This window comes from Arthrobacter sp. M4, from assembly GCF_020251205.1.
Taxonomy (GTDB): Bacteria; Actinomycetota; Actinomycetes; order Actinomycetales; family Micrococcaceae; genus Arthrobacter.
The window spans coordinates 475204-498837 of sequence record NZ_JAIWYX010000002.1 but is presented as its reverse complement, the minus strand read 5'-3'; the positions used below and the strand labels follow the sequence as shown (position 1 = coordinate 498837).

Sequence of the window (23634 nt, the reverse complement as noted above, 5' to 3'; positions counted from 1 at the left end):
CGAAAAACGCCGTCGGATTGCTGGATCCGTCGGCGTTTTTCGTTTAAGTTTTGAGGTCCGCTAGGCAGATTCTGAGCGGAGCTTTCCTTGCTGCAGCTGCTGGTGGTCCACGGGACACTCGGCGGCGCGGGCACTCGCATCCGGCTGTTCCACCTGGATGCCATAGAGCGCTTCCAAAGCGGCCACATAGTCGTCCTGCTGCCCATTGGCTGCAAGCTCACGGGCCCGGACGGTGGGGATGTGCAGGAGCTGCTTGACCATACGACGGAGTGCGAATTCCACTTCCTCCGCCGCAGCGGTGCAACCGTGCCGCGCCCGAACTTTTTCCATTTCCGAATCGAGCACGTTCATGGTGTGGCGGCGCAGCGCCACGATCGCAGAATCAACGGAGCGGGCCTGACGCTCGGTTTCAAACGCCGCTGCGGCAGCCGAGACGATTCCGCTGGCTTGGGCCAGTGATTCAGCCTGCTCCTGAGGAGCGGCGAGCCGCACCGATTCCAAGGTCAGCAGTTCGACGCCGTCCAGCTCGCCAACCTGCGGGTCAAAATCATGGGTGAGCGCCAGGTCGATGGCGATCAGGGGTTGTCTTGCACCCGAACGGATGCTGGCCAGTTCCTCGGCCTCCACGCGCGAGTCGGATCCGCTGCAGCCGATGATGATGTCCGCTGCCGCGATTGCTCCGGGCAGGCTCTCCGCATCAAGGGCCCGGCCGCCACGCGTAGCCACGAATGTTTCCGCCCGGCCGGACTGCGAGTACACGGCCACGTCGCGGCAGCCCCGCTCGCGTAGGAGGGACATAGTTGCACCGGCATAGGCTCCCGTGCCAAAAACAACAACGCGCTTGGTGGACCAGTCGCGGTCCTCGGAGAGATCCGTCGCAAGGTCGAGGGCAACCGACACGATCGACAGGCCCCGGGAGCCCAGTGCTGTCTGCGCGCCAACTTCCTTGGCTGTCTTGGATGCGGCCTGGAAGAGCCGCACGAGGCCCGGGCTGGCGGTCCCCTCGTGTTGGGCGTTGATGAGGGCGCGCCGCACCTGGCCGGCGATCTCGCGTTCACCAACGACAGCTGAGTCAAGCCCTGAGCTGACGGCAAACAGGTGCTGCGTTACATCGGGCCCGAGGTGTGTGCTGAATGAGCGCGAGACGGTTTGCTCGCCAAGTCCGCTGAGCTCGCTGATCTGGGTAACCAGTGCTGACCGGGCTGCCTCGACATCATCAGCGTGGGCAGCTTCGCCGTAAATCTCGTAGCGATTGCACGTGGCAACAACCACCGCGCCCGACACGGCCGGCGAGTCTGCCAAAGCAGCCTTGGCTACCACGGAAGAACCGTTGCTCAACTGGGCAACGGTTTCGAGATCTACGTCGGCGTGAGTAGCCACCAAAGAAAAAAGAACCACGGCAGAACAATCATAGCTTTTTCGGTGTCGCGTAGAACAACGTCTGCTCAGTGGCTCTTCGCACGGATCCTTGTGATTCATGCCACAGGCCGTTTATTCTCGGGCTTCCTGGTGTCCACATACGTTGGACGCCGTTACCCTTTGCCATCAATTTTGGGCAGAATCGAAGGCATGACTTCAAGCGCAGTACCCAGCCCGGGCACCAGTGGCAGCGTGGGCGGCACAACGGCGGCCACCCTCCCTGCTGGACACCCACTTCTGGACGGGCGGACGGCCGATTCACCGCTTATCACCGCATATCGGGGCGGAAAGCCCTCCCGCAGGCCGGTTTGGTTCATGCGCCAGGCCGGGCGCTCCTTGCCGGAGTACCTCAAGGTGCGTGAGGGCGTGGCAATGCTGGACTCCTGCCTCCGCCCGGAACTAGCCTCGGAAATTACGCTCCAGCCAGTACGGCGGCATGACGTCGACGCTGCCATTTTCTTCTCGGACATTGTGATCCCGCTGAAACTGGCAGGTGTTGGTGTGGACATCAAGCCGGGCGTAGGTCCGGTGCTTGACCATCCTGTGCGGACTGCGGCGGATGTTGCGGCCCTGCCGACGCTGACCTGGGAATCCCTGGAGCCCATCCGTGAAGCCGTTCGCCTCACCGTGGCTGAGCTTGGAACCACGCCCCTGATCGGTTTCGCCGGCGCCCCCTTCACCCTTGCCGCGTACATGGTGGAAGGTCGGCCATCAAGGGACCATTTGGGCCCGCGCACCATGATGCATGCCGACCCGGAAACCTGGACAGCCCTGGCTAACTGGGCAGCCGACGCATCGGGCATGTTCCTTCGGGCCCAGTTGGAGGCCGGAGCATCCGCGGCCCAGCTATTCGATTCATGGGCTGGATCGCTGGGTTTGGCCGACTACGCCCACCATGTTGCGCCAGCTTCTGCCCGAGCGTTGGACCATGTTCGCCACTACGGCGCTCCACTTGTTCATTTCGGCACCGGGACGTCCGAACTGCTCGTGGCCATGCGGGAAGTCGGCGTGGATGTGATGGGCGTTGACTACCGACTCCCCTTGGATGAGGCCAACCGTCGATTGGGCGGTACTGTCCCGCTGCAGGGCAATATAGACCCGGCACTCCTGTCCGCACCGTGGGAGATTCTGGAAGCCCATGTCCGTGACGTCATAGCAAGGGGATCCGCAGCTCCGGGGCACGTGGTGAACCTTGGGCACGGTGTCCCACCGGAGACGGACCCTACTGTCCTGACGCGGGTCGTTCAGCTCATCCATTCCATACCCACGCAATGATCCGCACACATAACAAGCCCACGCACAGCGAACGCCCCTTTGACGCAGTGGTTGTCGGCGGGGGAATCTCCGGGCTGGTCGCGGCCTGGGACCTTGCCAGGTCCGGGACGCGAGTAACCCTGCTTGAGGCGAGCGAACGATTCGGCGGTTGCGTTGGCAGCCACATTGTTGCCGGTCTGACTTTGGACAGTGGCGCCGAATCCTTTGCAACGCGTACCTCCGCCGTTGCGGTGCTGGCGGCAGAACTCGGCTTGTCCTCCCACATAGTTCCGCCACGACCCGGCGGGGCGTGGGTGCAACTTCCGGAGGGGCCCCGGGAGCTACCCAAAACCGGGGTCCTCGGCATCCCTGCCAATCCCTGGGATCCGGAGGTTCGCCGGACCCTGGGACTGCTGGGCTCAATGCGTGCATCCCTGGACCGTTACTTCCCTGCGTCGGTCGGGACCAGCGCGGAGGTCACCAGTGTCGCCTCGCTCGTCCGTGCGCGCATGGGTCGCAGGGTCCTGCAGCGACTCGTGGCTCCCGTGGTAGGTGGCGTCCACTCCGCGGACCCGGAAGGCCTCGACGTCGATATGGTCGTCCCTGGTTTGCGTGCGGAGCTACGACGGCAAGGGTCGCTCGCTGCGGCTGTCGCAGCGCAAAGGTCCGGGAAGGGGCAGCCCGCGCCGGCCGTCACGGACTCGGACCAGGACGGGCCAGGCGCGCCCGGCCCAAGCGGCCAACAGGCCGGACGCCAGCTCGCGAAGGCCGGTTCTGCTGTGGCTGGGCTCTCCGGGGGTATGCACACGCTCGTGACAGCGCTTGTTGCCGAATTGCGAAAATTGGGCGTTGAACTGCTGGCTGGCGTCCGTGCCGATGCAGTTCGCCGCGACGGTGCAGCCTGGGTTGTTGCCACGCGTGACCGGAACTTTCAGGCCGAGCGGCTGGTGGTGGCGTTGGATGGCCCCGCCGCCGTCAACCTGCTTTCCCCGGCCCTGCCCGACTTGGCTTCCCTGAAGCCGGCCGAAGGGCCACGGATTGCGCTTGTGACCTTAGTGGTGGACTTTCCGGAGCTGGATCGTCGTCCGCGCGGAACAGGCATCCTCGTGGCGCCGCAAAGTCCTGGCATCGCAGCGAAGGCGCTGACGCACGCCACGGCTAAGTGGGACTGGCTGGCCTCGGAAGCTGGTCCAGGCACGCACGTCCTCCGGTTGTCCTATGGACGGGCCGGCGATGGGTCCGCCGGTCACCAGACAGATATTGAGCTTCGGGATGTTGCACTGCAGGACGCTTCAGCACTCCTTGGCGTAGCTGTCACGGGGGAGGACGTCCTGGGGTGGGATGTGGTCCGCTGGAATGGCGCCCTCCCTTTCGCCGCAGTGGGACACAAGCGGAGGGTCATGGATGTACGGGACGTCATCGCCTCAGTCCCCGGCCTAGTGGTGGTGGGTGGCTGGCTCGCCGGAAATGGCCTGGCAGCGGTAGTTGAAGACACGCGATCGCAGATGCAACGGGTGATTGAGGCGGCAAGCGCCTAAGGGAAGGTCACCCCAACGGCACCCTCACCTTGGTGTTGCGGTGCCGATTTGCGTTGTGGCCGAATTCGTGGGCGGCGGGCAGACCGGCTAGGGTCGGGCACTATGGTCAATCAGAAACCACGTTTTTCCCAAACGCGGACTGGTGCCCATGGGGGTCTTCGGCGTGTTCCGGCTTCGGCCACGCTTGGAGCGGTACTGGTTATTTCCGCACTCATACCTGCGGCTCCCGCCTCCGCGGCGGTGACAGGCGACGCCTTGTCAGTGGCCATAGACGGCGATCCGGGCGACCTGATTGCCGGCATCCTGGGCGGGCCACCATCAAAGCCCAAGCCGTCAGGAACATCGACTCCCGCCCCATCCCCGACGCCGTTGTCCACCAGTGCACCCGGTGTCCCCGCAACCTCACAGCCCCCGGCTGCCACCGGGTCCCCGGTGACGGCGGCCGAACAAGCTCCAGCGCCGCCCAGTCAGCCATCCGGAGCAACAGGAGCGGCAGTAGCCAATGAGCAGCCCGCACCGGCTCAGTCGGCACCGCAGGTTCCTGCCAATCCGGGAGTGAAGGACCCGGCTGAAGGTCCACCGGCAGCCCCGGCGTCGGCGTCGCCCCGGGCGGCTGAACCGGCTAAACGCTCGACTGAGCCGTCGGCGGAGGCGCACCCCACGGGTCGTTCGGCTGAGTCCTTGGAGGGGCGTGTTCCTGAAGCGACGGATGCTGCGGTGCAGGCGCCGGTTCCCGCCGTGGTTTGGTGGGGAGTGGGCCTTGTGGGGTTTGGCGTCTCGGCAGCAGGCCTGTACTTCCGGCTCCGCCGCCTCTAGCTCAGTCCAGCGCCAGGTCCAACGTCCATATCGTGGGCATCTGGATCATGATGTGAGATGCATCACTTCTACACTCTGTAGAAGTTTGCAGTTTCGACTTAGGGGCACCGACGGGGCAGACTTGTAAGCATGAGCCACACTTTCGCCGAATCTGTCACTAAAACAGATGAATCCACAGAGCAGTTCTTCACCTTGTGGACTGTTTTCAAGCGCTCTTCAGACGTCGCTCGCAGCGCCGATGCTGTGCAAGACTTCGAAAAGCTCGCAGCCCGCCTGGCCGAAGGGGGCGTGGTCCTCCGCGGCACCTACGACGTATCTGCCATGCGCTCAGACGCTGACGTTATGGTGTGGCTGCATGGCCCGCGCCCGGAAGCACTCCAGCAGGCCGTTAGGGACATTCGCCGGAGTGCCCTGTTCACTGGAACCGACATTGTGTGGTCTGCCATGGGTGTACACCGTGAGGCCGAATTCGCCAAGAGCCACGTACCGGCCTTCGCCAGGGGTGTAGAGCCCAGCACATGGCTCTGTGTGTACCCCTTCGTCCGTTCCTACGAGTGGTACCTGCTGCCTTCCGAAGAGCGCGGCCGGATGCTGCGCGATCACGGCCTCTTGGGACGGGAGTTCCCGCAGGTCATCTCCAACACTGTGTCATCTTTCGCGTTGGGTGACTGGGAGTGGATTTTGGGACTTGAGGCCCCAGAACTCGTGGACCTCGTGGACCTGATGCGTCACTTGCGCGCAACGGATGCGCGCAACCACGTTCGTGAGGAAGTCCCGTTCTACACCGGACGGCGCGTTTCTGCAGCTGAAATCGCCGAGGTTCTCGCGTGAGCGGCCGACACGCGGCTGAAGGAACCGCCGTGTTGGCCGTCAACCCGGTGACTGAAACCGGCCGCCTGGCGCCCAAGGAATACGACGCCGTGCTCCTCGCCTCCTTCGGCGGCCCCGAGGGCCAGGAAGATGTCATTCCCTTCCTGAGGAATGTGACGCGCGGCCGCGGCATCCCCGATGAACGCCTCGAAGAAGTGAGCCACCACTACCGCGCCTTCGGTGGTATCAGCCCCATCAACCAGCAGAACCGCGACCTCAAAGCCGCGCTCGAAGCCGAACTCGCCAGTCGCGGGATCGACCTGCCGGTACTCTGGGGCAACCGCAACTGGGATCCCTACATCCCGCAGACGCTCCAGGACGCCTACGACGCCGGTCACCGCAAGCTGCTGATGGTAACCACCAGCGCCTACTCCTGTTATTCCAGTTGCCGCCAGTACCGCGAAGACATCGGCATGGCGCTGACAGAGACCGGCCTGGATGGCCGGCTCGAAGTGGATAAGGTGCGGCAGTATTTCGACCACCCCGGGTTCGTTGAACCCTTTATCGAAGGAACCTCGGCTGGCCTCCAGGACGTCCGTTCCCGCCTCGCTGAGGCCGGTGACGCTGACGCCCCGGTGCACATCCTATTCGGCACCCACTCCATCCCTACACGCGACGCAGACGCGGCAGGGCGGTCTGAGGGGGAGCCCCGCGCATTCGAGGGCGATTCCGCCTACATCGCCCAGCACCTGGCGACTGGTGCTGAAGTTATCCGCGAAGTGGAAGCCAAAACCGGGCTCAAAACACCGTGGTCCTTGGTGTACCAGTCCCGCTCCGGGGCTCCTCACGTGCCCTGGCTCGAGCCGGATATCAACGACGCCATCGAGGAGCTTGCCGGGCAGGGCGTCAAGGGTGTTGTCATCGTCCCGCTTGGCTTCGTAAGCGACCACATGGAAGTCGCGTGGGACTTGGACACCGAAGCACTGGAGACCTGCGCCAAGCTTGGCATGACTGCTGTTCGCGTTCCGACACCCGGGACGCACAAGAAGTTCGTTTCGGGTCTGGTCGACCTAATCTGTGAGCGGACGGTCGCCAACAACATTGCTGAAAGGCCCGCGGTCACCGGCCTTGGCCCGTGGTATGACGTATGCCGTCCGGGTTGCTGTGCCAACTTCCGCGGTGAGAAGCCCACAATCGCAGGTGCAGACACTACTGTTGGGACAGGACACGACCCCTACCCGACGGAGCAGGCAGCCAAGTGACAATCCGCATCGGCACCCGTGCGAGCAAACTCGCGCTGACACAGACGCAGCAGACGGCAGACCAATTGGCTGCCGTCGGGGGCTTTCCCGTGGAGCTGGTCCACGTCAAGACAGAGGGCGACGTCCGGACGACTTCCCTGTCCCAGATGGGTGGCACGGGTGTGTTCGTGGCCGCCCTGCGTGAGGCCCTTCTGGACAACACCTGCGATGTTGCCGTGCATTCCCTCAAAGACCTGCCCACGGGAGCGGCTCCAGGGCTGACGATCGCCGCAACGCCTCCCCGGGTTGATGTGCGGGACGTGCTTTGCGCCAAGGATGGCCTGACGCTGGACACATTGCCCCCCGGTGCCCGAGTCGGGACAGGTTCGCCACGTCGTGCGGCGCAACTCCTGGCCGCCAGGCCGGACATTGAGGTTGTGGACATTCGCGGAAACGTGGACACTCGGCTTGGCCGGGTTCCTGGGCTGCCAGGAAACACCGTCACTGAGGTGGTCCAGGGCAAGAGCTGTGACCTTGATGCCGTGGTGCTTGCGGCGGCGGGCCTGGAACGGATGGGGCGGCTGGACACCGTCACCCAGTTCTTCGAAACCGACATAATGCTCCCGGCTCCCGGTCAGGGTGCACTCGCCATTGAGTGCCGGTCTGACGACGCTCCGCGCCAAGCGGGGAGCACCACGGGATCGCAGGGTCCGCTGGCACAGGCGCTGGCCGCACTGAACGACGACGACACACGCCTCGCCATCACGGCCGAACGGGCCGTCCTGGCCCGGCTGGAGGCTGGGTGCGCCGCACCCGTGGGTGCCTACGCCTACCGCAAAGGCAGCATGCTTCACCTTGAAGCCGTTGTCTGCTCGGTGGACGGCAAGCACACAGTACGTCAGAAGAAAGCAAGCGATGGACTGACGGAGGTTGGGGCCACGCTGCTCGGCATCGAGGTTGCCGAGCAATTGCTGGCCGCCGGCGCTGCGGAGATCACTGACCTTGCCGCATCCTGAGCCGCTGCACGGCCGAAGGATCCTGGTGACCAGGAGTCCCGGACGTGCCGTTGCGCTCACCGAGGCACTCAGATCGGCTGGCGCGACAGTCCCGATCCTTCCTTTGATCGATTTCGAGCGCGCCCGGGACTGGCCGGCTTTTGAGGCGGCGTTGGACCGCCTCTCGGGTGGAGCCTATGACTGGCTCGTCGTGACTAGTGGCACTACCGTCCTGGCCCTCCAAGACGCGGTTGCCTCCCGCGGGACAGTCCTAAGTGCTGTGGTGCCGCAGTCAACCCGAGTTGCCGCCATCGGGCCCGCTACCCGTGCCGCGCTGGAAGGTGCCGGCATTCCCGTAACGTTTGTCCCGGCGTCGGACCGGTCCGCGGCCGGAGTCATTGCCGACTGGCCCGCAGGGGAGTGCGCTGTCCTGCTGCCCCAGGCCGATCTGGCGGACGGCAGCCTTGCCGCTGGAATCGCCGCTAAGGGCGCAAGGGTGGACACCGTCATTGCCTACCACACTGTCGACTATCCGGCCTCCCATCCCTTGTGGACCGCCGGCGGCCAGAACAACGGGGAGTCCGCCGTCGTGGAACCCGAACAGGCGCGAACGGATGTAGCCGCTGGACTGATTGACGCCGTCGTGGCTGCCTCGCCAAGCGCCGCCCGGCGCATCGCCGGAATCCTGCCGTCGCTGGGAACCTGCCAATTTGTGGCGATAGGTCCGACGACGGCGGAAGCGGCGGCCGCCGTCGGAATCCACGTGGCGGCCACTGCAGACCAACCCACACCGGCTGGCATCGTCGCCGCCCTAACAGCACTGTTCGCCACTGAAGGGAATTGAGATGAGTTTTCCGCAGCATCGACCGCGCCGCCTGCGCACCACGCCTGCCATGCGACGCCTGACAGCCGAGCACCGCCTGAATGCCGCCGAGCTGATTCTTCCGGCCTTCATTCGCGAGGGCCTGACGGAGCCAAACCCGATCGCGTCGATGCCCGGAGTAGTTCAACACACCTCGGATACCCTTCGACGCGCTGCCGCAGAGGCAGCCGAGCTTGGCCTCGGGGGAATCATGTTGTTCGGCATCCCGGAGACGCGCGACGCCCGGGGTACCGCATCACTCGACCCCGACGGCGTCCTCAACAAGGCTATCCGCGACGTTAGGGCCGAGGTGGGGGACACCCTGGTGATCATGAGTGACGTCTGCCTGGACGAATTCACCGACCACGGACACTGTGGGGTGTTGGATGACAACGGTTACGTGGACAACGATGCCACGCTGGAGATCTACGGGCAGATGGCGGTTGCCCAGGCAAACGCCGGCGCCCACGTCCTCGGGCCATCGGGAATGATGGACGGCCAGATCGGTGTTATCCGGCGGGCTCTCGAAGATGCGGGCCACAAGAACACCGCCGTGCTGGCATATGCCGCCAAATACGCCTCCGCATTCTACGGACCCTTCAGGGAGGCTGTGGATTCGCAACTCAAGGGTGATAGGCGGACCTATCAGATGGACGCGGCCAACCGCCGCGAAGCCATCGCCGAGGTCGAACTGGACCTTGAAGAAGGCGCAGACATGGTGATGGTCAAGCCGGCCATGAGTTATCTGGACATCGTGGCGGACGTTGCTGCCATGAGCCCGGTTCCAGTGGCCGCCTACCAAATCTCGGGCGAATACGCCATGATCGAAGCGGCCGCCGCCAACGGCTGGATCGACCGCAAGGCAGCAATCGTCGAGTCCGTTATGGGCATCAGGCGGGCCGGTGCGGACATGGTGCTTAGCTACTGGGCAACTGAGATAGCCAACTGGCTCAAGGAGTCTTGATGACAGACGCCACCGCGTCCGTGAACGGCCGGGAGGATGACGGGCAGGAGACCCGGCAGCCCGACGACGCCCCGCCCCTTGACGCCGCCGGCGCCGGCCCACTGGCCGCTCCGAACTCCGGACCCACCGAACCGGTCGGGCCGGACACAGTCCTGCTCGGGCTGAACACTTTCGGCGACGTTGATACCGACGGCGACGGCAACCCCACTCCGCATGCCCGGGTGTTGCGCCACCTGTTGGTGGAAGCACAACTGGCTGACGCCGTCGGACTTCACGCCTTTGGGGTGGGCGAACACCATCGGCGCGACTACGCCGTGTCCGCCCCGGAGGTATTCCTTGGCGCCGCTGCGGCTACCACCAGCCGGATCCGGCTCGGCTCGGCGGTGACGGTCCTAAGTTCGGACGATCCCATCCGTGTGTTCCAGCGCTTCTCCACTGTGGACGCCATTTCCAATGGCAGGGCCGAGGTGATGCTTGGCAGGGGTTCCTTTATCGAGTCCTTTCCGCTGTTCGGCTTTGACCTGGCTGACTACGAGGTCCTTTTCGAAGAAAAGTTGGAGCTATTCGACAGGGCCAGGTCCCAGAAGCCCATCCACTGGGAGGGCCGCACCAGGCCCGGAATCAACGGGCTCAGTGTCTTTCCACCGCTGCAGCACCACTTGCTGCCTACGTGGATCGGCGTTGGTGGCACCCCGGAATCAGTGGTCCGCTGCGCGTCTTACGGATATCCGATCATCTTTGCCATCATCGGCGGCCAGCCCAAGTCGTTCGCCCCCTTGGTTGGCCTGTACCGCGATGCAATGGGGAAGTACGGTAAGGCCATGCAGCAGGTGGCCACGCATTCGCCGGGCCATGTGGCTGAAACGGACCAGAAGGCGCGCGAGGAGTTCTTCCCGCACTGGCTCGCGCTGCGTAACCGGCTCGGTGCCGAACGCGGCTGGGGGCCAGCGGGACGGGGCGAATTTGATGCCCTTTGTGCCCCGGACGGCGCACTCTATGTCGGGTCGCCACAAACGGTGGCCGCCAAGATAGTGCAGACCAAGAAGGCCCTCGGCATTGACCGCTTTGACCTGAAGTACAGCAGCGGGACCCTGCCCCACGGCGCGATGATGCGGTCCATTGAACTATTCGGAACCGCCGTTGCGCCGCTGGTCCACGACATGCTGGCTGCCAGTTGATGAGTGCAACCGCCGGCTTTTGACTGTTTTTGACTGTCCCTGGAAAGAATAGGAACCATGACTTCACCCACGCCCGTTTCCGATCAGCTCTTTGACCGCGCCCGTGCGCTGATGCCCGGCGGCGTGAACTCGCCTGTGCGCGCATTCGGTTCAGTGGGCGGTACCCCGAAGTTTATGGTGTCCGCCCGCGGCCCGTACCTGACCGACGCAGACGGTCGCGAATACGTCGACCTGGTCTGTTCGTGGGGCCCCGCGCTGCTGGGGCACGCGCACCCGGCCGTGCTCGAAGCCGTGCATGCGGCGGTGGACCGCGGGCTGTCTTTCGGGGCATCGACCCCGGACGAGGCGAACTTGGCAGAAATAGTCAAGGAGCGGGTTTCCGCCGTCGAGCGGCTCAGGATGGTGTCCACAGGGACTGAGGCCACCATGACGGCCGTGCGTCTGGCTCGTGGTTTTACCGGCCGCACGCTCATCATCAAGTTCGCGGGCTGCTACCACGGCCACCTGGACGGTTTGCTGGCATCGGCCGGCTCCGGCGTCGCAACACTTGCTTTGCCGGGTTCTGCGGGAGTCACCGCCGCCACAGCGGCCGAGACGCTCGTCCTTCCGTACAACGACCTCAACGCTGTCGAAGAGGCCTTCGCGGCCCATGGATCGGACATCGCAGCAGTCATCACCGAGGCAGCGCCGGCCAACATGGGCGTTGTGACGCCACACGAGGGTTTCAACGCCGCGTTGTCACGCATCACATCCGAGCACGGCGCGCTCCTCATCCTCGACGAGGTCCTCACCGGCTTCCGCACCGGATACGCCGGATATTGGGGCCTCACGGGAGCGCACGAGGGCTGGTCGCCCGACCTCATGACCTTCGGCAAGGTCATCGGCGGGGGAATGCCGACGGCGGCCCTTGGTGGCCGCGCGGACGTGATGGATTACCTGGCTCCCGTGGGGCCCGTTTACCAGGCCGGCACGCTCTCCGGTAACCCCGTGGCCATGGCTGCCGGCGTCGCAACCCTTAGCAATGCCACACCAGAGGTCTACAGCTACGTGGATGCCCGCTCCCTTGAGCTGTCGGCGGCGGTGTCCGCTGCCCTGGAGGCGGAGGGCGTGGACCATTCCATCCAGCGTGCCGGAAACCTGTTCTCCGTGGCCTTTGGCACGTCCGTCAAGGGTGTTCACAACTACGCCGACGCCCAGGCCCAGGAGGCTTTCCGCTACGCACCGTTCTTCCACTCGATGCTGGAGTCGGGCGTCTACCTGCCGCCTTCCGTATTTGAAGCCTGGTTCCTGTCCGCTGCGCACGACGACCAAGCCATGTCCCGGGTAGTGGATGCACTGCCTGCCGCGGCTAAGGCGGCCGCAGCGGCAACTGCCTAGGGCCGCGTCGGCGGTTAAAAGCAACGGAGTCCTTCGGCCAATGGCTGGAGGACTCCGTAGCTTTAGCTGCAGTTTTCAGGCCACGCTAGAGAACGTCCGAGAGGAAGCCCTTGAGGCGGTCTGTTCGCGGGTCGGAGAACACCTGTTCCGGCGGCCCTGACTCCACCACAACCCCTGCATCCATGAACGTGACGTTGTCCGACACATTCCTGGAGAATCCCATCTCGTGCGTGACCACCACCATGGTCATGCCCCCCTTGGCGAGGTCAGCCATGAGCGCCAAAATGCCCTTGACCAGCTCCGGGTCCAAGGCTGAGGTGGCCTCGTCGAAGAACATGACCTCGGGCTTCATGGCCAAGGCCCGGGCGATGGCAACACGCTGCTGCTGACCGCCGGATAGAGTGGCAGGCCTAACATCGGCCTTGTGCCTCAGTCCCACCAGGTCCAGCTGCTCTAGGGCCTCAGCCCGTGCTTGTTCCTTGGGGAGCTTCCGGAGCTTGCGCAGCGCGAACGCGACGTTCTCTCCGACGCTCTTGTGGGGAAACAGGTTGAACTGCTGGAAGACCATGCCGATCCTCCTGCGGAGCTCGTCAGGGTTGTCCTTCAGGACGGACTTGCCATCCAGCAGGATGTCCCCGGCGTCGGGCTCGATGAGGCGGTTCATAACGCGCAAAAGCGTCGACTTGCCTGAACCGGAGGGCCCGATCACCGAAGCCGTGGTGCCGGCAGCGACTTTCAAGTCGATGCCACGGAGTACCTTGTTGCTCCCGAAAGCGAGGTGTACGTCCTTCGCCTCGAGAGAACCTGAAGCAAAGTGAGTCATACGTGGGCTCCCTTCCCGACGACGGCAGCGGCGTCGTCCGGTTCCTTCTTCTCAGCGCGGCTCTGGGCGCGGCCAGTGCGCAGTCGTGCGTCAATCCAGTTCACGAAGTGCGTCAGCGGGATGGTCATCGCCAGGTAGAAGATGCCCGCTGCGACGTATCCGGAGAGGTTGCCGCTGCGCGCAGCGGCATCCTGTCCAATCTGGAAGAGTTCACGCTCGGAAGCCAAGAGGCCCAGGGTGAAGACGAGCGAAGACTCCTTGATAAGTGCAATGAACTGGTTCACGAGCGCCGGAAGCACGCGGCGGACACCCTGCGGTACGACGATAAGCCGCATCGAGGGACCATAGCCGAAGCCGAGTGCGCGCGACGCCTCCAGCTGGCCCTTGTCCACGCTCTGGATGCCGGACCGGAAGATCTCCCCGATATAGGCCGACGAGATCAGTGACAGAGCTGCGATGCCCATGGGATACGGGCTGGTCACACCGGTCATTTCGCGAACTATCGGTCCGAAGCCCAGCCCGATCACCAAGATCGTGAGGATTGCGGGAAGCCCACGGAACACGTCCGTGTAGATCCGGGCGATCCACCGCGCCACTGGATTCCGCGCGATGCCCATGAGTGCCAGCACCATGCCGAGCGCGGTCCCAATGATTCCCGAGACCACGGCCAGAACCAGGGTGTTGGGCAGGCCGACTGCGAACATCGAAGGCAGCACTTCGCCGATGACCTTCCAATTGAAGAAGGTCTCGCCGAGCTTGTTCAGGTAATCCATGTGGCGCCTGTCAGTCGATTACTTGGTGGGAACCTGGACGGCCTTGCTGCCCGGCTTCCAACCCTCTGGAGTCTGTTCCTTGATGGTCGGGCGGTCCGCGTACCACTGAGCAGTGAGCTTGCCCCAAGTGCCGTCAGCGACAACAGCGTCGAGCGCAGCGTTCAGTGCGTCGTTGAGGGGCTGGTTCTCCTTGGCCACCGCGTAGGCCGTGAAGTTCTGGGTGTTGACCTTCTTCTGGGCGATGGTGGTGCCGTCGCCCTGCTTGACCTGGCCCTCAGCCTGCTGTGACGGTGCAACCCAAACATCCACCTGGCCGCTCTTCACGTTGGCGTAAACAGTGTTGTAGTCCGGGAAGCGGACGGGTTCAAGCTTGAGCGTGTTGGTCACGAAGTCATCCTGGACCGTGCCCTGGACCACGCCGATCCGCACGCCCTGCTTGAGGTCGTCGAAGGTCTTCACCTTCGCACCCTCCTTGGCAACGATGGCCATGTACCCGAAGTCGTAGCCGTTGGTGAACGCCACGGTGTCCCGGCGTGCGTCGGTGGTGGAGATCGAGGAGGATCCCACATCGAACTGCTTGGTCTTGACCTGGGCAAGCAGGCTCTGGAACTTCGTGGATACGAACTCCACCTTCAGGCCAAGCTTGGCCGCCATGGCCTTGAGGAGCTCGTTGTCGTAGCCGGTGAAGTTGCCGTCTTTGTCGATAAAGATGTTCGGCGGAGCGTCAGAAAGGGTGCCCACCTTGATGGTGCCGGGGGTGATCAGGCCCAGCTTGGTCTTGTCGATCTTGTCGAGGGGAGTGACGTCCTTGGTGGTGTACTTGTCCAGTGTCTGCTTGTCACTGCCTGCCAAGGCATCCGTCGGAGTGCCACTGGGCTGGGATGCGCCGCCGCAGGCCACTAGGGTGGTGGCCAGGGCGATTGCCACTGGGACAGTGGAAAGCCACTTCAAGGCTTTGATTTTCATCAAGCAATCACTTTCATTGGGGTTACAAGTTCTTTGAAGCTCAAAGATTCGGCGGGTGCGCCGGGCTTGCGGGCGATACGTGTGGCGCCATAGCAGGCCCCGCCCGCAAAACTTAATCATCTCACTAGGCTCTCGGAGCCCTGTGAGACGAAGAAAGGAGGCGATGGTTGCCTAAAATCCGAACAATCTTCGCTCCTGCGGCCATCACGGGAACTAATATGATCTCAATCAGTCTTCTTCAAGAACGACTGCTTGATTGATCCGAGGGCCTCGAAGGCCGCAGGGAATGTGAAATATGTCGCACTCTTGTCATATGTGTGCCATCGTCAAACCGCGAATGGGGTCATTTGTGAGCCTCATCACGGTTTGGGTTTTGTGACGACCGGCTGCACCGTGGCTGAATGAACCCTCAGAACTCGCCTCGAACTTCCTCGGGCGGAAGGACGGGCCAATCACCTTCAATGACCGCCGTTGGTTTGGAGCGCCGCAGATATGCCTGGAAGTCCGCGGCTTGTGCTGCCGCCCAGTCGACCTGTAGTTGGTGCAACTTGGACGCCGGCATGTGCAGGGTCGGGAAGCGGCCAGCCATGGCATCGAGGACACGCAACGTGGCCAGGGCGTCAGCAGCGGAGGTGTGGGCATTGTCCAGTGTGACCCCATACTCCTCGCATAGTGCCGTGAGCGTCCGCTTGCCTTTGCGATAGCGGTCCACCTGCTTGTTCATGATGTACGGGTCCAGGACCGGAAACCTTGTGAGCTGCGGGACACCGTAACGCGCAGATTCCGCCGCCAGGACCGTGAAGTCATAACTGGCGTTGAATGCAATAACCGGCACGCCGTCGTCGAACAGTCCCTGGAGCACCGTGGCGACTTCCCGCGTGACCTCCGCGGCCGGCCGCCCCTCACTGCGGGCCTTTTCAGTGGTGATCCCGTGGACCTCGCTTGCTTCAGCGGGAATCTCCACACCCGGATCGGCGAGCCATTCGTGCTCCGTGACAATCTCCCCGAAGTGGTCAACGACCGATATGGACGCTGTGACGATCCTCGCTGAGCGGGAGTTGCGTCCCGTCGTTTCCAGGTCGAAGGCGGCTCGGGGGAGGGAATTCCAGGTGCTCATGCTGTCACGCTACCGGCGGGGCCCGACACTTCCGGGATGCCGGCCCAGCGTGGCGCAAGACTAGGCTGGTCCACATGAGGATGGAGTACGTCACAGCGGTCCTAGGCGTCGTCGACCTCATACCGCCAGGCACAGCAGTGTCCTACGGCGACGTTGCTGAATTGCTCGGCGCCGGGGGACCGAGGCAGGTTGGTGCTGTCATGAGCCGCTACGGCAGTGGAGTGCCGTGGTGGCGGGTCCTGAAGGCCAGTGGCGAGGCCCCGCCGGGTCATGAGCCCGAGGCACTGCGTCATTACGTCACTGAGCACACGCCATTACGCGGCGACCATGAGCGGTTCCTGCGCACAGGCGAAGGCCGCTGGCGGGTGGACCTGGGCAAGGCCCGCTGGGCGCCCACCGAGGGTGATTTCGATGTCATCGATGTGATTTCCGACCAGTTGGAGCGTCACCTCCATAGATTGTCAGTGGCCGATGATGGAATGTCTGTGTGATTCCAGCCGAGACTGCCCAAGAAAAGACGGACACAGAAGCCAACCCTGCAGATGCCGCCCAGCGGACGCTTCGCCTCCTCCCTCCTGTGCAGTCCCAGCGTGGAATACCCGTCCTCACGGCGGACCAGAACGCAGTCGCACGTCTAGCCCGCGGTTCCGGGCCCATCATCGTCCCCGGGGCGCCAGGCACCGGTAAATCCACCCTGCTTGTTGAGGCCGCTGTTCGTCGTGTGGAACGCGATGGAGTCGATCCCGGACGGGTCCTTTTCCTGGCACCTGGGCGCCTTGCCGCTGCCGCCATGCGGGACGCTTTCACCGTGCGGCTAGGGCGGACATTAAGTACGACGCCGGCCCGCACCTGGGCCTCATATGCTTTCGACCTGATTCGGCGCGCCAAAGCTGAGGGGATACTTCCGCTCGCCCGCCAGCCCAAACTGCTGTCAGGTCCCGAGCAGGACCTGATTATTAAGGAACTGCTGGAGGGTCACGTCGCGCCAGGACGATCGCTGCCGTGGCCAGCGGACTTTTCTGCCGCGTTGGGCACCAGGGGATTTCGGCAGGAAGTGCGCGAACTCTTCGATCGCATCACCGAAAGCGGCCGGACGGCCCAAGACCTTCGGTGGCTCGCGTCCCAGTGCCAAAGGCCCGAGTGGCATCCTGCCGCGGCGTTGTTTGCGGAATATCGCGACGTTTTGGATCTCCGGATGCCGGAAGCCTTTGATCCGGCAGGCATCATCACTGCGGCGAGGCACATCTTCCAGGATGCTCCGGAATTCCTGGAGGCTGAGCGGGATCGCCTTGAACTGATTCTTGTGGATGACATCCAGGAGGCCAACCCCGCAGTTTTTGAGCTCTTGGCTGACGTTGCGTCCGGCAAGGATTGCATTGTCACCGCTTGCCCGGATTCGGTGGTTCAGGGGTTCAGGGGCGCACGGCCGGACCTTGTAGCCGATTTGCCGCGACTCCTCTCGAACCAACACCATCCAGGGGCACAGAACGAGGGAGCCCTCATTGCCGCAGCGCCGGGGGAACATACCCGTGCCGTGACAAGACCACGGGTCATGCCCCTTGCCCGTTCCCACAGACTCTCCGACGCCGTCGCACAGGCGTGGCTCGCCGTGGCAGGCCGGATTCCACAGAGGAACGGTTCAGTCATGTCACGGCGCTTGGATCAAGGCTCCGTGGGCTCCGAAGGGCAGCCTGCCGCGGCGGAGGGGTCAGTTGAGGGCCATGTTTTCCCGTCGCCCATGCACGAACTCCGCTACGTCGCACAACGCATCCTCGAAGCGCACCTCAAAGGCGGCCTCGGCCTATCCGATATCGCCGTGATCGTCCGAAACGGCGGGCAACTGGCCCAGCTCCAGAGGTACCTAGAAGGCCAGAGCATTCCCGTGCGCGTCCCAGTGGCGGACACCGCAGTCAGGGACGAGGTGGCAGTCCGCCCGCTCTTGGATTTGTTGGGCGTAGTCTTCGACCCATCGTCGCTGACCGCGGAGACCGCGGTGTCCTTACTCACTTCCCGCTTGGGCGGCGCAACTGCCATTGAGATGCGCAGGTTGCGCCAATCCCTGCGCCGGGAAGAACTCCTTGGCGGGGGCGGGCGCAGCAGTGACGTCCTCGTGGTTGAGGCACTCCTTGCGCCGGGCGCCTTGGCAACGCTTGGCATCGAGGGCAGCTCAGCCCGGCGCATTGCCCGGATGATCCAAGCCGGCCGGGCTGCTTTTGAACGTCCTGGTGCCAATGCGGAGTCCGTCCTCTGGGCTTTGTGGGATGCTTCCGGACTTGCTGGTCGTTGGAGAAACCTCGCCCTCGACGGCGGTTCGGCTGGAGCGCGCGCGGACCGGGACCTGGATGCGATGATGGCACTTTTCCACGCCGCGGAGCGCTTCGTGGACCAACTTCCCGGCTCTGGTGCCGAGCAGTTCCTCGACTACCTCCTGAACCAGGAGCTTCCCATGGACACACTCGCCGCACGGGCACAGCTGGAAGAGGCAGTTGAAATCATGACGCCGGCCAGCGCCGCCGGCCGCGAGTGGGAACTGGTGATTATTGCGGGGTTGCAGGAAGGCGTGTGGCCCAATACGCGGCTGCGTGGGGAACTGCTGGGCAGCACCATGTTCGCGGATGCCGTGGAGCACGGCGTCGAGTTCGCCAAACAGCGTGGGCCGCTTAGCCGTATTAGGGATATCAGACATGATGAGCTGCGCAGCTTCTCATCTTCGATTTCCCGGGCCAAGAACACCTTGATTTGCACCGCAGTATCCTCCGAGGACCAGCAACCGTCACCTTTCCTTGATTACGCGGCTCCTCCCGAACCTCATTCGGGCAGCCGGGAATACACCCACGCCGGAAGACCAATGACCCTGCGTTCCCTGGTGGCTGAGCTTCGCCAGCACGTTCAGGAACCGCATCTTCAGTCAGATGGCTCAGGTGAGTCCACGCCGGAATCCCGGGAAGCGGCCCGTGTACTTGCCACTTTGGCCAATAGCGTTCCTCCCGTTCCTGGTGCCCACCCGGAGTCTTGGTGGGGGCTCATGCCCTTGAGCAGCGAGGGGCCGGTGGTGCCTGCAGGCGGCACTGTTGCTGTGTCACCTTCCAAAGTGGAGACCGTGCACAAAAGCCCCCTCGACTGGTTCGTACAGGCAGCCGGAGGTGAGGCTGCCACCGACTTTGCCCGTAGCCTTGGCACCTTGGTACACAGTATTGCCCAGGACTTTCCGGAGGCCTCGGGGGCTGAATACGTGGCCGAACTCCTCAGACGGTGGCCTTCGCTCGGTATGAAGGACACCTGGGAGGGCAAACTCGATTTTCGTCGGGCGGAGGCCATGGTCAGGAAACTTGCCCAATACATTGTGCTTATGCGCAGCGAGGGGCGCAGCCTGATCGGCGTCGAACAGGACTTCGCCGTCCGACTTCCCGATGTTCCCCTTCCGGCCGTGCCGTCGCCGGGGGAAACGACCTCGAGTCCCGCACCACGCGAGCCTTTCCCGGACGAAGGCTCCATCGCGGACACTGCCGAGTCCAACGAGGCTGCCGCGCGCCAAGCCGTGCTCCGGGGCCAGGTCGACCGCCTGGAGATCGATGCCGAGGGCCGCCTGGTGATCGTGGACCTGAAGACAGGACGAAGGCAGCCCGGGAAAGCTGAACTTGCGCAGCACCCCCAGTTGGGTGCGTACCAGGCTGCCGTGCTCCTTGGGGCATTCGGTCAGGGCGCTTCACCGTCGACGCCGGGCGGTGCCGTCCTTGCCCAATTGGGCACCTCTGCAAAGGGACCGGGCGTGCAGCAGCAGGAAGCACTGTCCCCGGGGGACAACTGGGCCCTGGAACTGGTCACAGAGGCTTCTGTCCTAATGTCCGCTGCAAGTTTCGAGGCCCGGCACCAGCCGGGTCAGGGATCCCACGGCGGGCGAGGCTGCCGGCTGCCCGACATATGTCCGCTTTGTGCACGTGGAAAGCAGGTCACCGAATGACGTCCCAGACGCTGGCGCCGGCTGTTCTTGGTTCCGACGCAACTGGAGTTCCAGAGCCCCGGTTCACTCCGGAAGAACTGGCCGAGCTGTTGGGGGAGAGCCACAGCCCCACCGCGGAGCAGTCCGCCATCATCTCGTCACCGCTAACACCTCGGCTGGTGATCGCTGGAGCGGGCTCCGGAAAGACGGCCACCATGGCGGATCGCGTTGTGTGGCTGGTGGCAAACGGGTGGGTCCGGCCGGAGGAAGTCCTAGGGGTTACTTTCACCCGCAAGGCGGCCGGCGAACTGGCCAGCCGCATCCGGACGAAGCTCACGTCACTTCAGAAACTAGCTGCCGCACGTCCGGAGGATTTCCCGGATTGGGCGGAGGACGCGGACGATCTGGAGCCCAAAGTCTCCACTTACCACTCCTATGCCAGTGGCATCGTCTCCGATTATGGGCTCAGGATCGGCGTGGAGCGGGACGTTGTTCTGCTGGGGGGAGCCCAGTCGTGGCAGATAGCCAGCGAGGTGGTGGAGGCGTTCGACGGAGACTATGAACACTTCACTGCGGCGAAGTCCACGCTGGTCAACGCTGTCATCCAGTTGTCGGGCGAGTGCGCCGAGCATCTTCGTGAACCTGCGGAAGTTCGGCAGTGGCTGAACGAGCGTATCGCCGAGTTTGATGCACTGCCCTACGTGGCAGGCGCGGCCAAAAACGCCACGCAGTCTGCAAAGGACCTTCGGGGCATGCTGCGCACGCGGGCGAGTGTGGCAGAGATGGTTGCACGATATGCCGAGGCCAAGCGCACCAGGGGTGTACTTGATTTTGGTGACCTTGTGGCCCTTGCCGCCCGTATTGCCCGGGAAGTCCCGATTGCTGCCGAGACCGAGCGAATGCGCTACAAAGTGGTACTGCTGGACGAGTTCCAAGACACGTCCCATGCCCAGTTGGTGCTTTTTTCCAGGCTTTTTGGGGATGGACACGCTGTCACCGCCGTTGGGGATCCGAACCAATCGATCTACGGTTTCCGCGGTGCCTCGGCCGGCCAGTTGTTTCACTTCGTGCACGAATTTCCAGCCCTCGTGGAGGATCCCCGCTTCGCTGGCACGGTCTTCGCTGGCACGGTCTCCTCTGACACAGCGGATCCGGCCGGTCGGGCAGCGTACACGGTGGCACCGACTTCATACCTGACCACAGCATGGCGAAACGGGCGGAATATTCTTGCCGCGGCCAACACCATCGCCGGGCCACTCAATGAGTCTTCATGGCGCGAGGCTCCGGCCGGCCTCAAAGGCGACCACGGCCAACCGTCGGTGCCGCCACTCCAACCAAGCCCGGTAGCCGTCGACGGCACCGTCGTCGTCGGGCGTTTTGCATCTGACCAGGACGAGGCGGTCGCGATCGCCAGGGAAGCCAAGAACCATGAGGGACGCCATACAATGGCTGTCCTGTGCCGGAGACGTGCGCAGATGGAGCCTATCCGCCGGGAATTCGAGGCGCAGGGCATCGCCTATGAAATCGTGGGGCTCGGAGGACTTCTGGATACCCCGGAAATCGTGGACCTCGTCTCCACTCTCAAAGTCATCGCTGACCCGGGAAGATCCGATGCGCTGATGAGGTTACTTGCCGGTGCCAGGTGGCGAATTGGTCCCGCGGACCTTATGGCCCTGGGAGATTGGTCGCGGTTCCTCGCCGCGCAGCGAACCCGCAGATCCACGCCCACTGATACTGAAGCCCAGGCAGCGGACAGAGCGGGGGTGGCCGGGGGTGCCGGCGATGCCCCATCGGCCGCGGACGCGCAAGAGGCAATCGCCAGCGATATCACTGACAACGCCAGCCTGGTGGAGGCACTCGACTTTCTACCATCGATGGGTTGGACCTCTCCACAGGGAAGGACGCTTAGCACTACGGCCCTGGAACGACTCCGGCAATTGTCAGAGGAACTGCGGACCCTGCGCAGTTTTATCGGGGATGACCTGACCACACTGCTGGGCGAAGTTGAGCGCTCGATGCTGCTCGACATCGAGGTTGCCGCCAAGCCCGGTGTCAGCATCCATCAGGCCAGGCGGAACCTTGACGCGTTCCATGATGCCGCGGCTGGCTTTTTGCGCACCGCGCACAGGATCGACATCGCAGCTTTCCTGGCGTGGCTTGAGGCCGCAGCAGCCGAGGAAGGCGGCCTGGACATGGCCCCTGCGGAACCAAACCCGGAGGCGGTGCAACTGCTGACCGTGCATGCCTCCAAGGGACTCGAGTGGGACGTTGTTTTTGTCCCAGGGCTGAACGCTGGGTCCTTTCCAAGCAGCCGGGATTCGCGCTGGAGCAGCGGCTCCGCAGCCCTGCCATGGCCGCTGCGTGGCGATCAGGCTGACCTTCCACAGTGGGATTTGGACCAACCGGACCAGAAGGGTTGGCTCGACGCGGAAAAGGATTTCAAATCAGCTGTGCAGCAGCATGGCGAAGCCGAGGAACGCAGGCTTGCCTACGTGGCATATACGAGGGCAAGGCACGTGCTGTGGGCTTCCAGCTCAGCCTGGGTCGGTTCCCGCTCCGGCATCAGCGAAATGTCACCCTTCCTCGCGGAACTAACACCACTTACCGGAAATGAGGCAGTGGTTCATCCGGAATCCCTTGACGAGGGATCACTGCCGCAGGAAAGTCCATTGACGGCTGAAACGGAATCCGCCGTATTCCCGTACGATCCGCTCGAGGGACCGGTTGATCCAAGGACCGGGGCCAGGCTGCGCCTGGTTCCGGGGCGGCGGCGAGCCATGGACGCCGCGGCGGGCAGCGTCCTTGCCGCGATTCATTCGCTGACAAATGCAGATCCCACCCAGCAGTTAAGTGACGAACAAGTTCCGTTGGACTGCCTCCGCGGAGCAGCGGCAGGTTGGCGAGCGGAAGCGGAACTCCTCCTGCAGCGCCGGAGGCGCCGCTTGGACCAACGCGATATCCACCTTCCAGCGCACATCTCAGCCTCCCTGTTTGTTGAGCTGAGCGAGGACTCAACAAGGGTTCTCTCGCAACTGCGCAGGCCTGTCCCTAGGGAACCGGGCGTGAACGCGCGGAAAGGCACGGCATTCCACTCATGGGTGGAGGAGTATTACGGAACAACCGGCATGTTGGACCTCGATGAGGCGCCCGGATCCGATGCCCATGTTGATGAAGCCTACGGGCTGGACCAAATGGTGGCCGCATTCAAATCCAGCGAGTGGGCGCACCGTGCTCCGGCCTTTGTCGAAGTCCCGGTTGAGACGCTGATCGGTGGCGTTGTGGTGCGCGGACGCATAGACGCTGTGTTCCAGAACGCAGATGGCGGCTGGGAGCTCGTGGACTGGAAGACGGGCAGGAAGCCCGTAGGCAAGCAGCTCCAGGCCAAGGCCGTCCAATTGGCAGTGTACAGGCTGGCGTGGTCTAGGCTCATGGACGTCCCACTGGAAGACGTCAGCGCAGTATTCTACTACGTTGCCGACGATGCCGTGGTCAGGCCGCATGACCTTGGCACAGCTGAGGAACTCGAGGGAATCGTGTCGGCGGCCCTGGGCGCACCCTGAG

Annotated in this window: 18 protein-coding genes; 13 read left to right on the top strand and 5 right to left on the bottom strand. The window is 63.7% G+C overall.

The features are described from left to right. Positions 1–60: 60 nt before the first annotated feature. The gene (locus LD110_RS05870) at positions 61–1398 is read right to left on the bottom strand and encodes a glutamyl-tRNA reductase (RefSeq protein WP_225497066.1); all 1338 of its coding nucleotides are present in this window, start codon (positions 1396–1398) and stop codon (positions 61–63) included. Between the two features lie 171 nt (positions 1399–1569). On the opposite strand from LD110_RS05870, the gene hemE reads away from it, so the two are divergent. The 10 genes from hemE (at position 1570) to hemL (ending at position 12454) form a co-directional block, all read left to right on the top strand. Beyond that, positions 1570–2694, top strand: coding sequence for a uroporphyrinogen decarboxylase (gene hemE, locus LD110_RS05865; RefSeq protein WP_225497063.1), 1125 nt, complete (start codon positions 1570–1572; stop codon positions 2692–2694). Further along, positions 2691–4211 (top strand): protoporphyrinogen oxidase, encoded by a 1521-nt coding sequence (hemG, locus tag LD110_RS05860; protein ID WP_225497062.1) that lies wholly within the window; start codon positions 2691–2693, stop codon positions 4209–4211. Before hemE ends, hemG begins: the two co-directional genes overlap by 4 nt. Before the next feature lie 102 nt (positions 4212–4313). Beyond that, positions 4314–5027, top strand: coding sequence for a hypothetical protein (locus LD110_RS05855; protein ID WP_225497061.1), 714 nt, complete (start codon positions 4314–4316; stop codon positions 5025–5027). A gap of 129 nt (positions 5028–5156) precedes the next feature. After that, the gene (gene hemQ / locus LD110_RS05850) at positions 5157–5858 is read left to right on the top strand and encodes a hydrogen peroxide-dependent heme synthase (protein WP_225497060.1); all 702 of its coding nucleotides are present in this window, start codon (positions 5157–5159) and stop codon (positions 5856–5858) included. Next, the gene (locus LD110_RS05845; RefSeq protein WP_225497058.1) at positions 5855–7099 is read left to right on the top strand and encodes a ferrochelatase; all 1245 of its coding nucleotides are present in this window, start codon (positions 5855–5857) and stop codon (positions 7097–7099) included. The genes hemQ and LD110_RS05845 overlap by 4 nt, the downstream gene beginning before the upstream one ends. Next, on the top strand, positions 7096–8094 hold the full coding sequence (hemC, locus tag LD110_RS05840; protein ID WP_225497056.1) for a hydroxymethylbilane synthase: 999 nt from the start codon (positions 7096–7098) through the stop codon (positions 8092–8094). The genes LD110_RS05845 and hemC overlap by 4 nt, the downstream gene beginning before the upstream one ends. A gap of 25 nt (positions 8095–8119) precedes the next feature. Beyond that, positions 8120–8917 (top strand): uroporphyrinogen-III synthase, encoded by a 798-nt coding sequence (locus LD110_RS05835; RefSeq protein WP_225497054.1) that lies wholly within the window; start codon positions 8120–8122, stop codon positions 8915–8917. Between the two features lies 1 nt (position 8918). Next, positions 8919–9899, top strand: coding sequence for a porphobilinogen synthase (hemB, locus tag LD110_RS05830; RefSeq protein WP_225497052.1), 981 nt, complete (start codon positions 8919–8921; stop codon positions 9897–9899). Then, positions 9899–11077, top strand: coding sequence for an LLM class flavin-dependent oxidoreductase (locus LD110_RS05825; RefSeq protein ID WP_374200305.1), 1179 nt, complete (start codon positions 9899–9901; stop codon positions 11075–11077). The genes hemB and LD110_RS05825 overlap by 1 nt, the downstream gene beginning before the upstream one ends. Before the next feature lie 57 nt (positions 11078–11134). After that, the gene (hemL, locus tag LD110_RS05820) at positions 11135–12454 is read left to right on the top strand and encodes a glutamate-1-semialdehyde 2,1-aminomutase (RefSeq protein WP_225497050.1); all 1320 of its coding nucleotides are present in this window, start codon (positions 11135–11137) and stop codon (positions 12452–12454) included. Between the two features lie 85 nt (positions 12455–12539). On the opposite strand, the gene LD110_RS05815 is transcribed toward hemL, so the two are convergent. The 4 genes from LD110_RS05815 to LD110_RS05800 form a co-directional block, all read right to left on the bottom strand. Continuing rightward, positions 12540–13277 carry an amino acid ABC transporter ATP-binding protein gene (locus LD110_RS05815; protein ID WP_225497048.1) on the bottom strand — a complete coding sequence of 246 codons (738 nt, stop codon included), beginning with the start codon at positions 13275–13277 and terminating at the stop codon, positions 12540–12542. Continuing rightward, the gene (locus LD110_RS05810) at positions 13274–14050 is read right to left on the bottom strand and encodes an amino acid ABC transporter permease (RefSeq protein ID WP_225497046.1); all 777 of its coding nucleotides are present in this window, start codon (positions 14048–14050) and stop codon (positions 13274–13276) included. Before LD110_RS05810 ends, LD110_RS05815 begins: the two co-directional genes overlap by 4 nt. A gap of 18 nt (positions 14051–14068) precedes the next feature. After that, entirely contained in the window at positions 14069–15016 is a 948-nt protein-coding gene (locus tag LD110_RS05805; RefSeq protein ID WP_225497044.1) for an ABC transporter substrate-binding protein, read from the bottom strand. Positions 15017–15425: 409 nt separating this feature from the next. Further along, entirely contained in the window at positions 15426–16133 is a 708-nt protein-coding gene (locus tag LD110_RS05800) for a 3'-5' exonuclease (protein WP_225497042.1), read from the bottom strand. Positions 16134–16207: 74 nt separating this feature from the next. Here LD110_RS05800 and LD110_RS05795 point away from each other — a divergent pair, with 74 nt between their 5' ends. Genes LD110_RS05795 through LD110_RS05785 form a run of 3 tightly spaced genes read left to right on the top strand, consistent with a single transcriptional unit; the run spans position 16208 to position 23633 of the window. After that, positions 16208–16624, top strand: a complete 417-nt coding sequence (locus tag LD110_RS05795) for an MGMT family protein (RefSeq protein WP_225497040.1) — start codon at positions 16208–16210, stop codon at positions 16622–16624. Further along, complete coding sequence (locus LD110_RS05790; RefSeq protein ID WP_374200304.1) at positions 16621–20094, top strand: ATP-dependent helicase; 3474 nt, start codon at positions 16621–16623, stop codon at positions 20092–20094. Before LD110_RS05795 ends, LD110_RS05790 begins: the two co-directional genes overlap by 4 nt. Continuing rightward, on the top strand, positions 20091–23633 hold the full coding sequence (locus LD110_RS05785) for an ATP-dependent DNA helicase (protein ID WP_225497038.1): 3543 nt from the start codon (positions 20091–20093) through the stop codon (positions 23631–23633). The genes LD110_RS05790 and LD110_RS05785 overlap by 4 nt, the downstream gene beginning before the upstream one ends. Position 23634: the final 1 nt, after the last annotated feature.

Bases quoted from the DNA above. Each gene is read 5' to 3' on its own strand.
- hemE (WP_225497063.1), top strand. From the start codon at position 1,570: ATGACTTCAAGCGCAGTACCCAGCCCGGGCACCAGTGGCAGCGTGGGC.
- hemG (WP_225497062.1), top strand. From the start codon at position 2,691: ATGATCCGCACACATAACAAGCCCACGCACAGCGAACGCCCCTTTGAC.
- LD110_RS05855 (WP_225497061.1), top strand. From the start codon at position 4,314: ATGGTCAATCAGAAACCACGTTTTTCCCAAACGCGGACTGGTGCCCAT.
- hemQ (WP_225497060.1), top strand. From the start codon at position 5,157: ATGAGCCACACTTTCGCCGAATCTGTCACTAAAACAGATGAATCCACA.
- hemB (WP_225497052.1), top strand. From the start codon at position 8,919: ATGAGTTTTCCGCAGCATCGACCGCGCCGCCTGCGCACCACGCCTGCC.
- LD110_RS05825 (WP_374200305.1), top strand. From the start codon at position 9,899: ATGACAGACGCCACCGCGTCCGTGAACGGCCGGGAGGATGACGGGCAG.
- hemL (WP_225497050.1), top strand. From the start codon at position 11,135: ATGACTTCACCCACGCCCGTTTCCGATCAGCTCTTTGACCGCGCCCGT.
- LD110_RS05815 (WP_225497048.1), bottom strand. From the start codon at position 13,277: ATGACTCACTTTGCTTCAGGTTCTCTCGAGGCGAAGGACGTACACCTC.
- LD110_RS05810 (WP_225497046.1), bottom strand. From the start codon at position 14,050: ATGGATTACCTGAACAAGCTCGGCGAGACCTTCTTCAATTGGAAGGTC.
- LD110_RS05805 (WP_225497044.1), bottom strand. From the start codon at position 15,016: ATGAAAATCAAAGCCTTGAAGTGGCTTTCCACTGTCCCAGTGGCAATC.
- LD110_RS05800 (WP_225497042.1), bottom strand. From the start codon at position 16,133: ATGAGCACCTGGAATTCCCTCCCCCGAGCCGCCTTCGACCTGGAAACG.
- LD110_RS05795 (WP_225497040.1), top strand. From the start codon at position 16,208: ATGAGGATGGAGTACGTCACAGCGGTCCTAGGCGTCGTCGACCTCATA.
- LD110_RS05785 (WP_225497038.1), top strand. From the start codon at position 20,091: ATGACGTCCCAGACGCTGGCGCCGGCTGTTCTTGGTTCCGACGCAACT.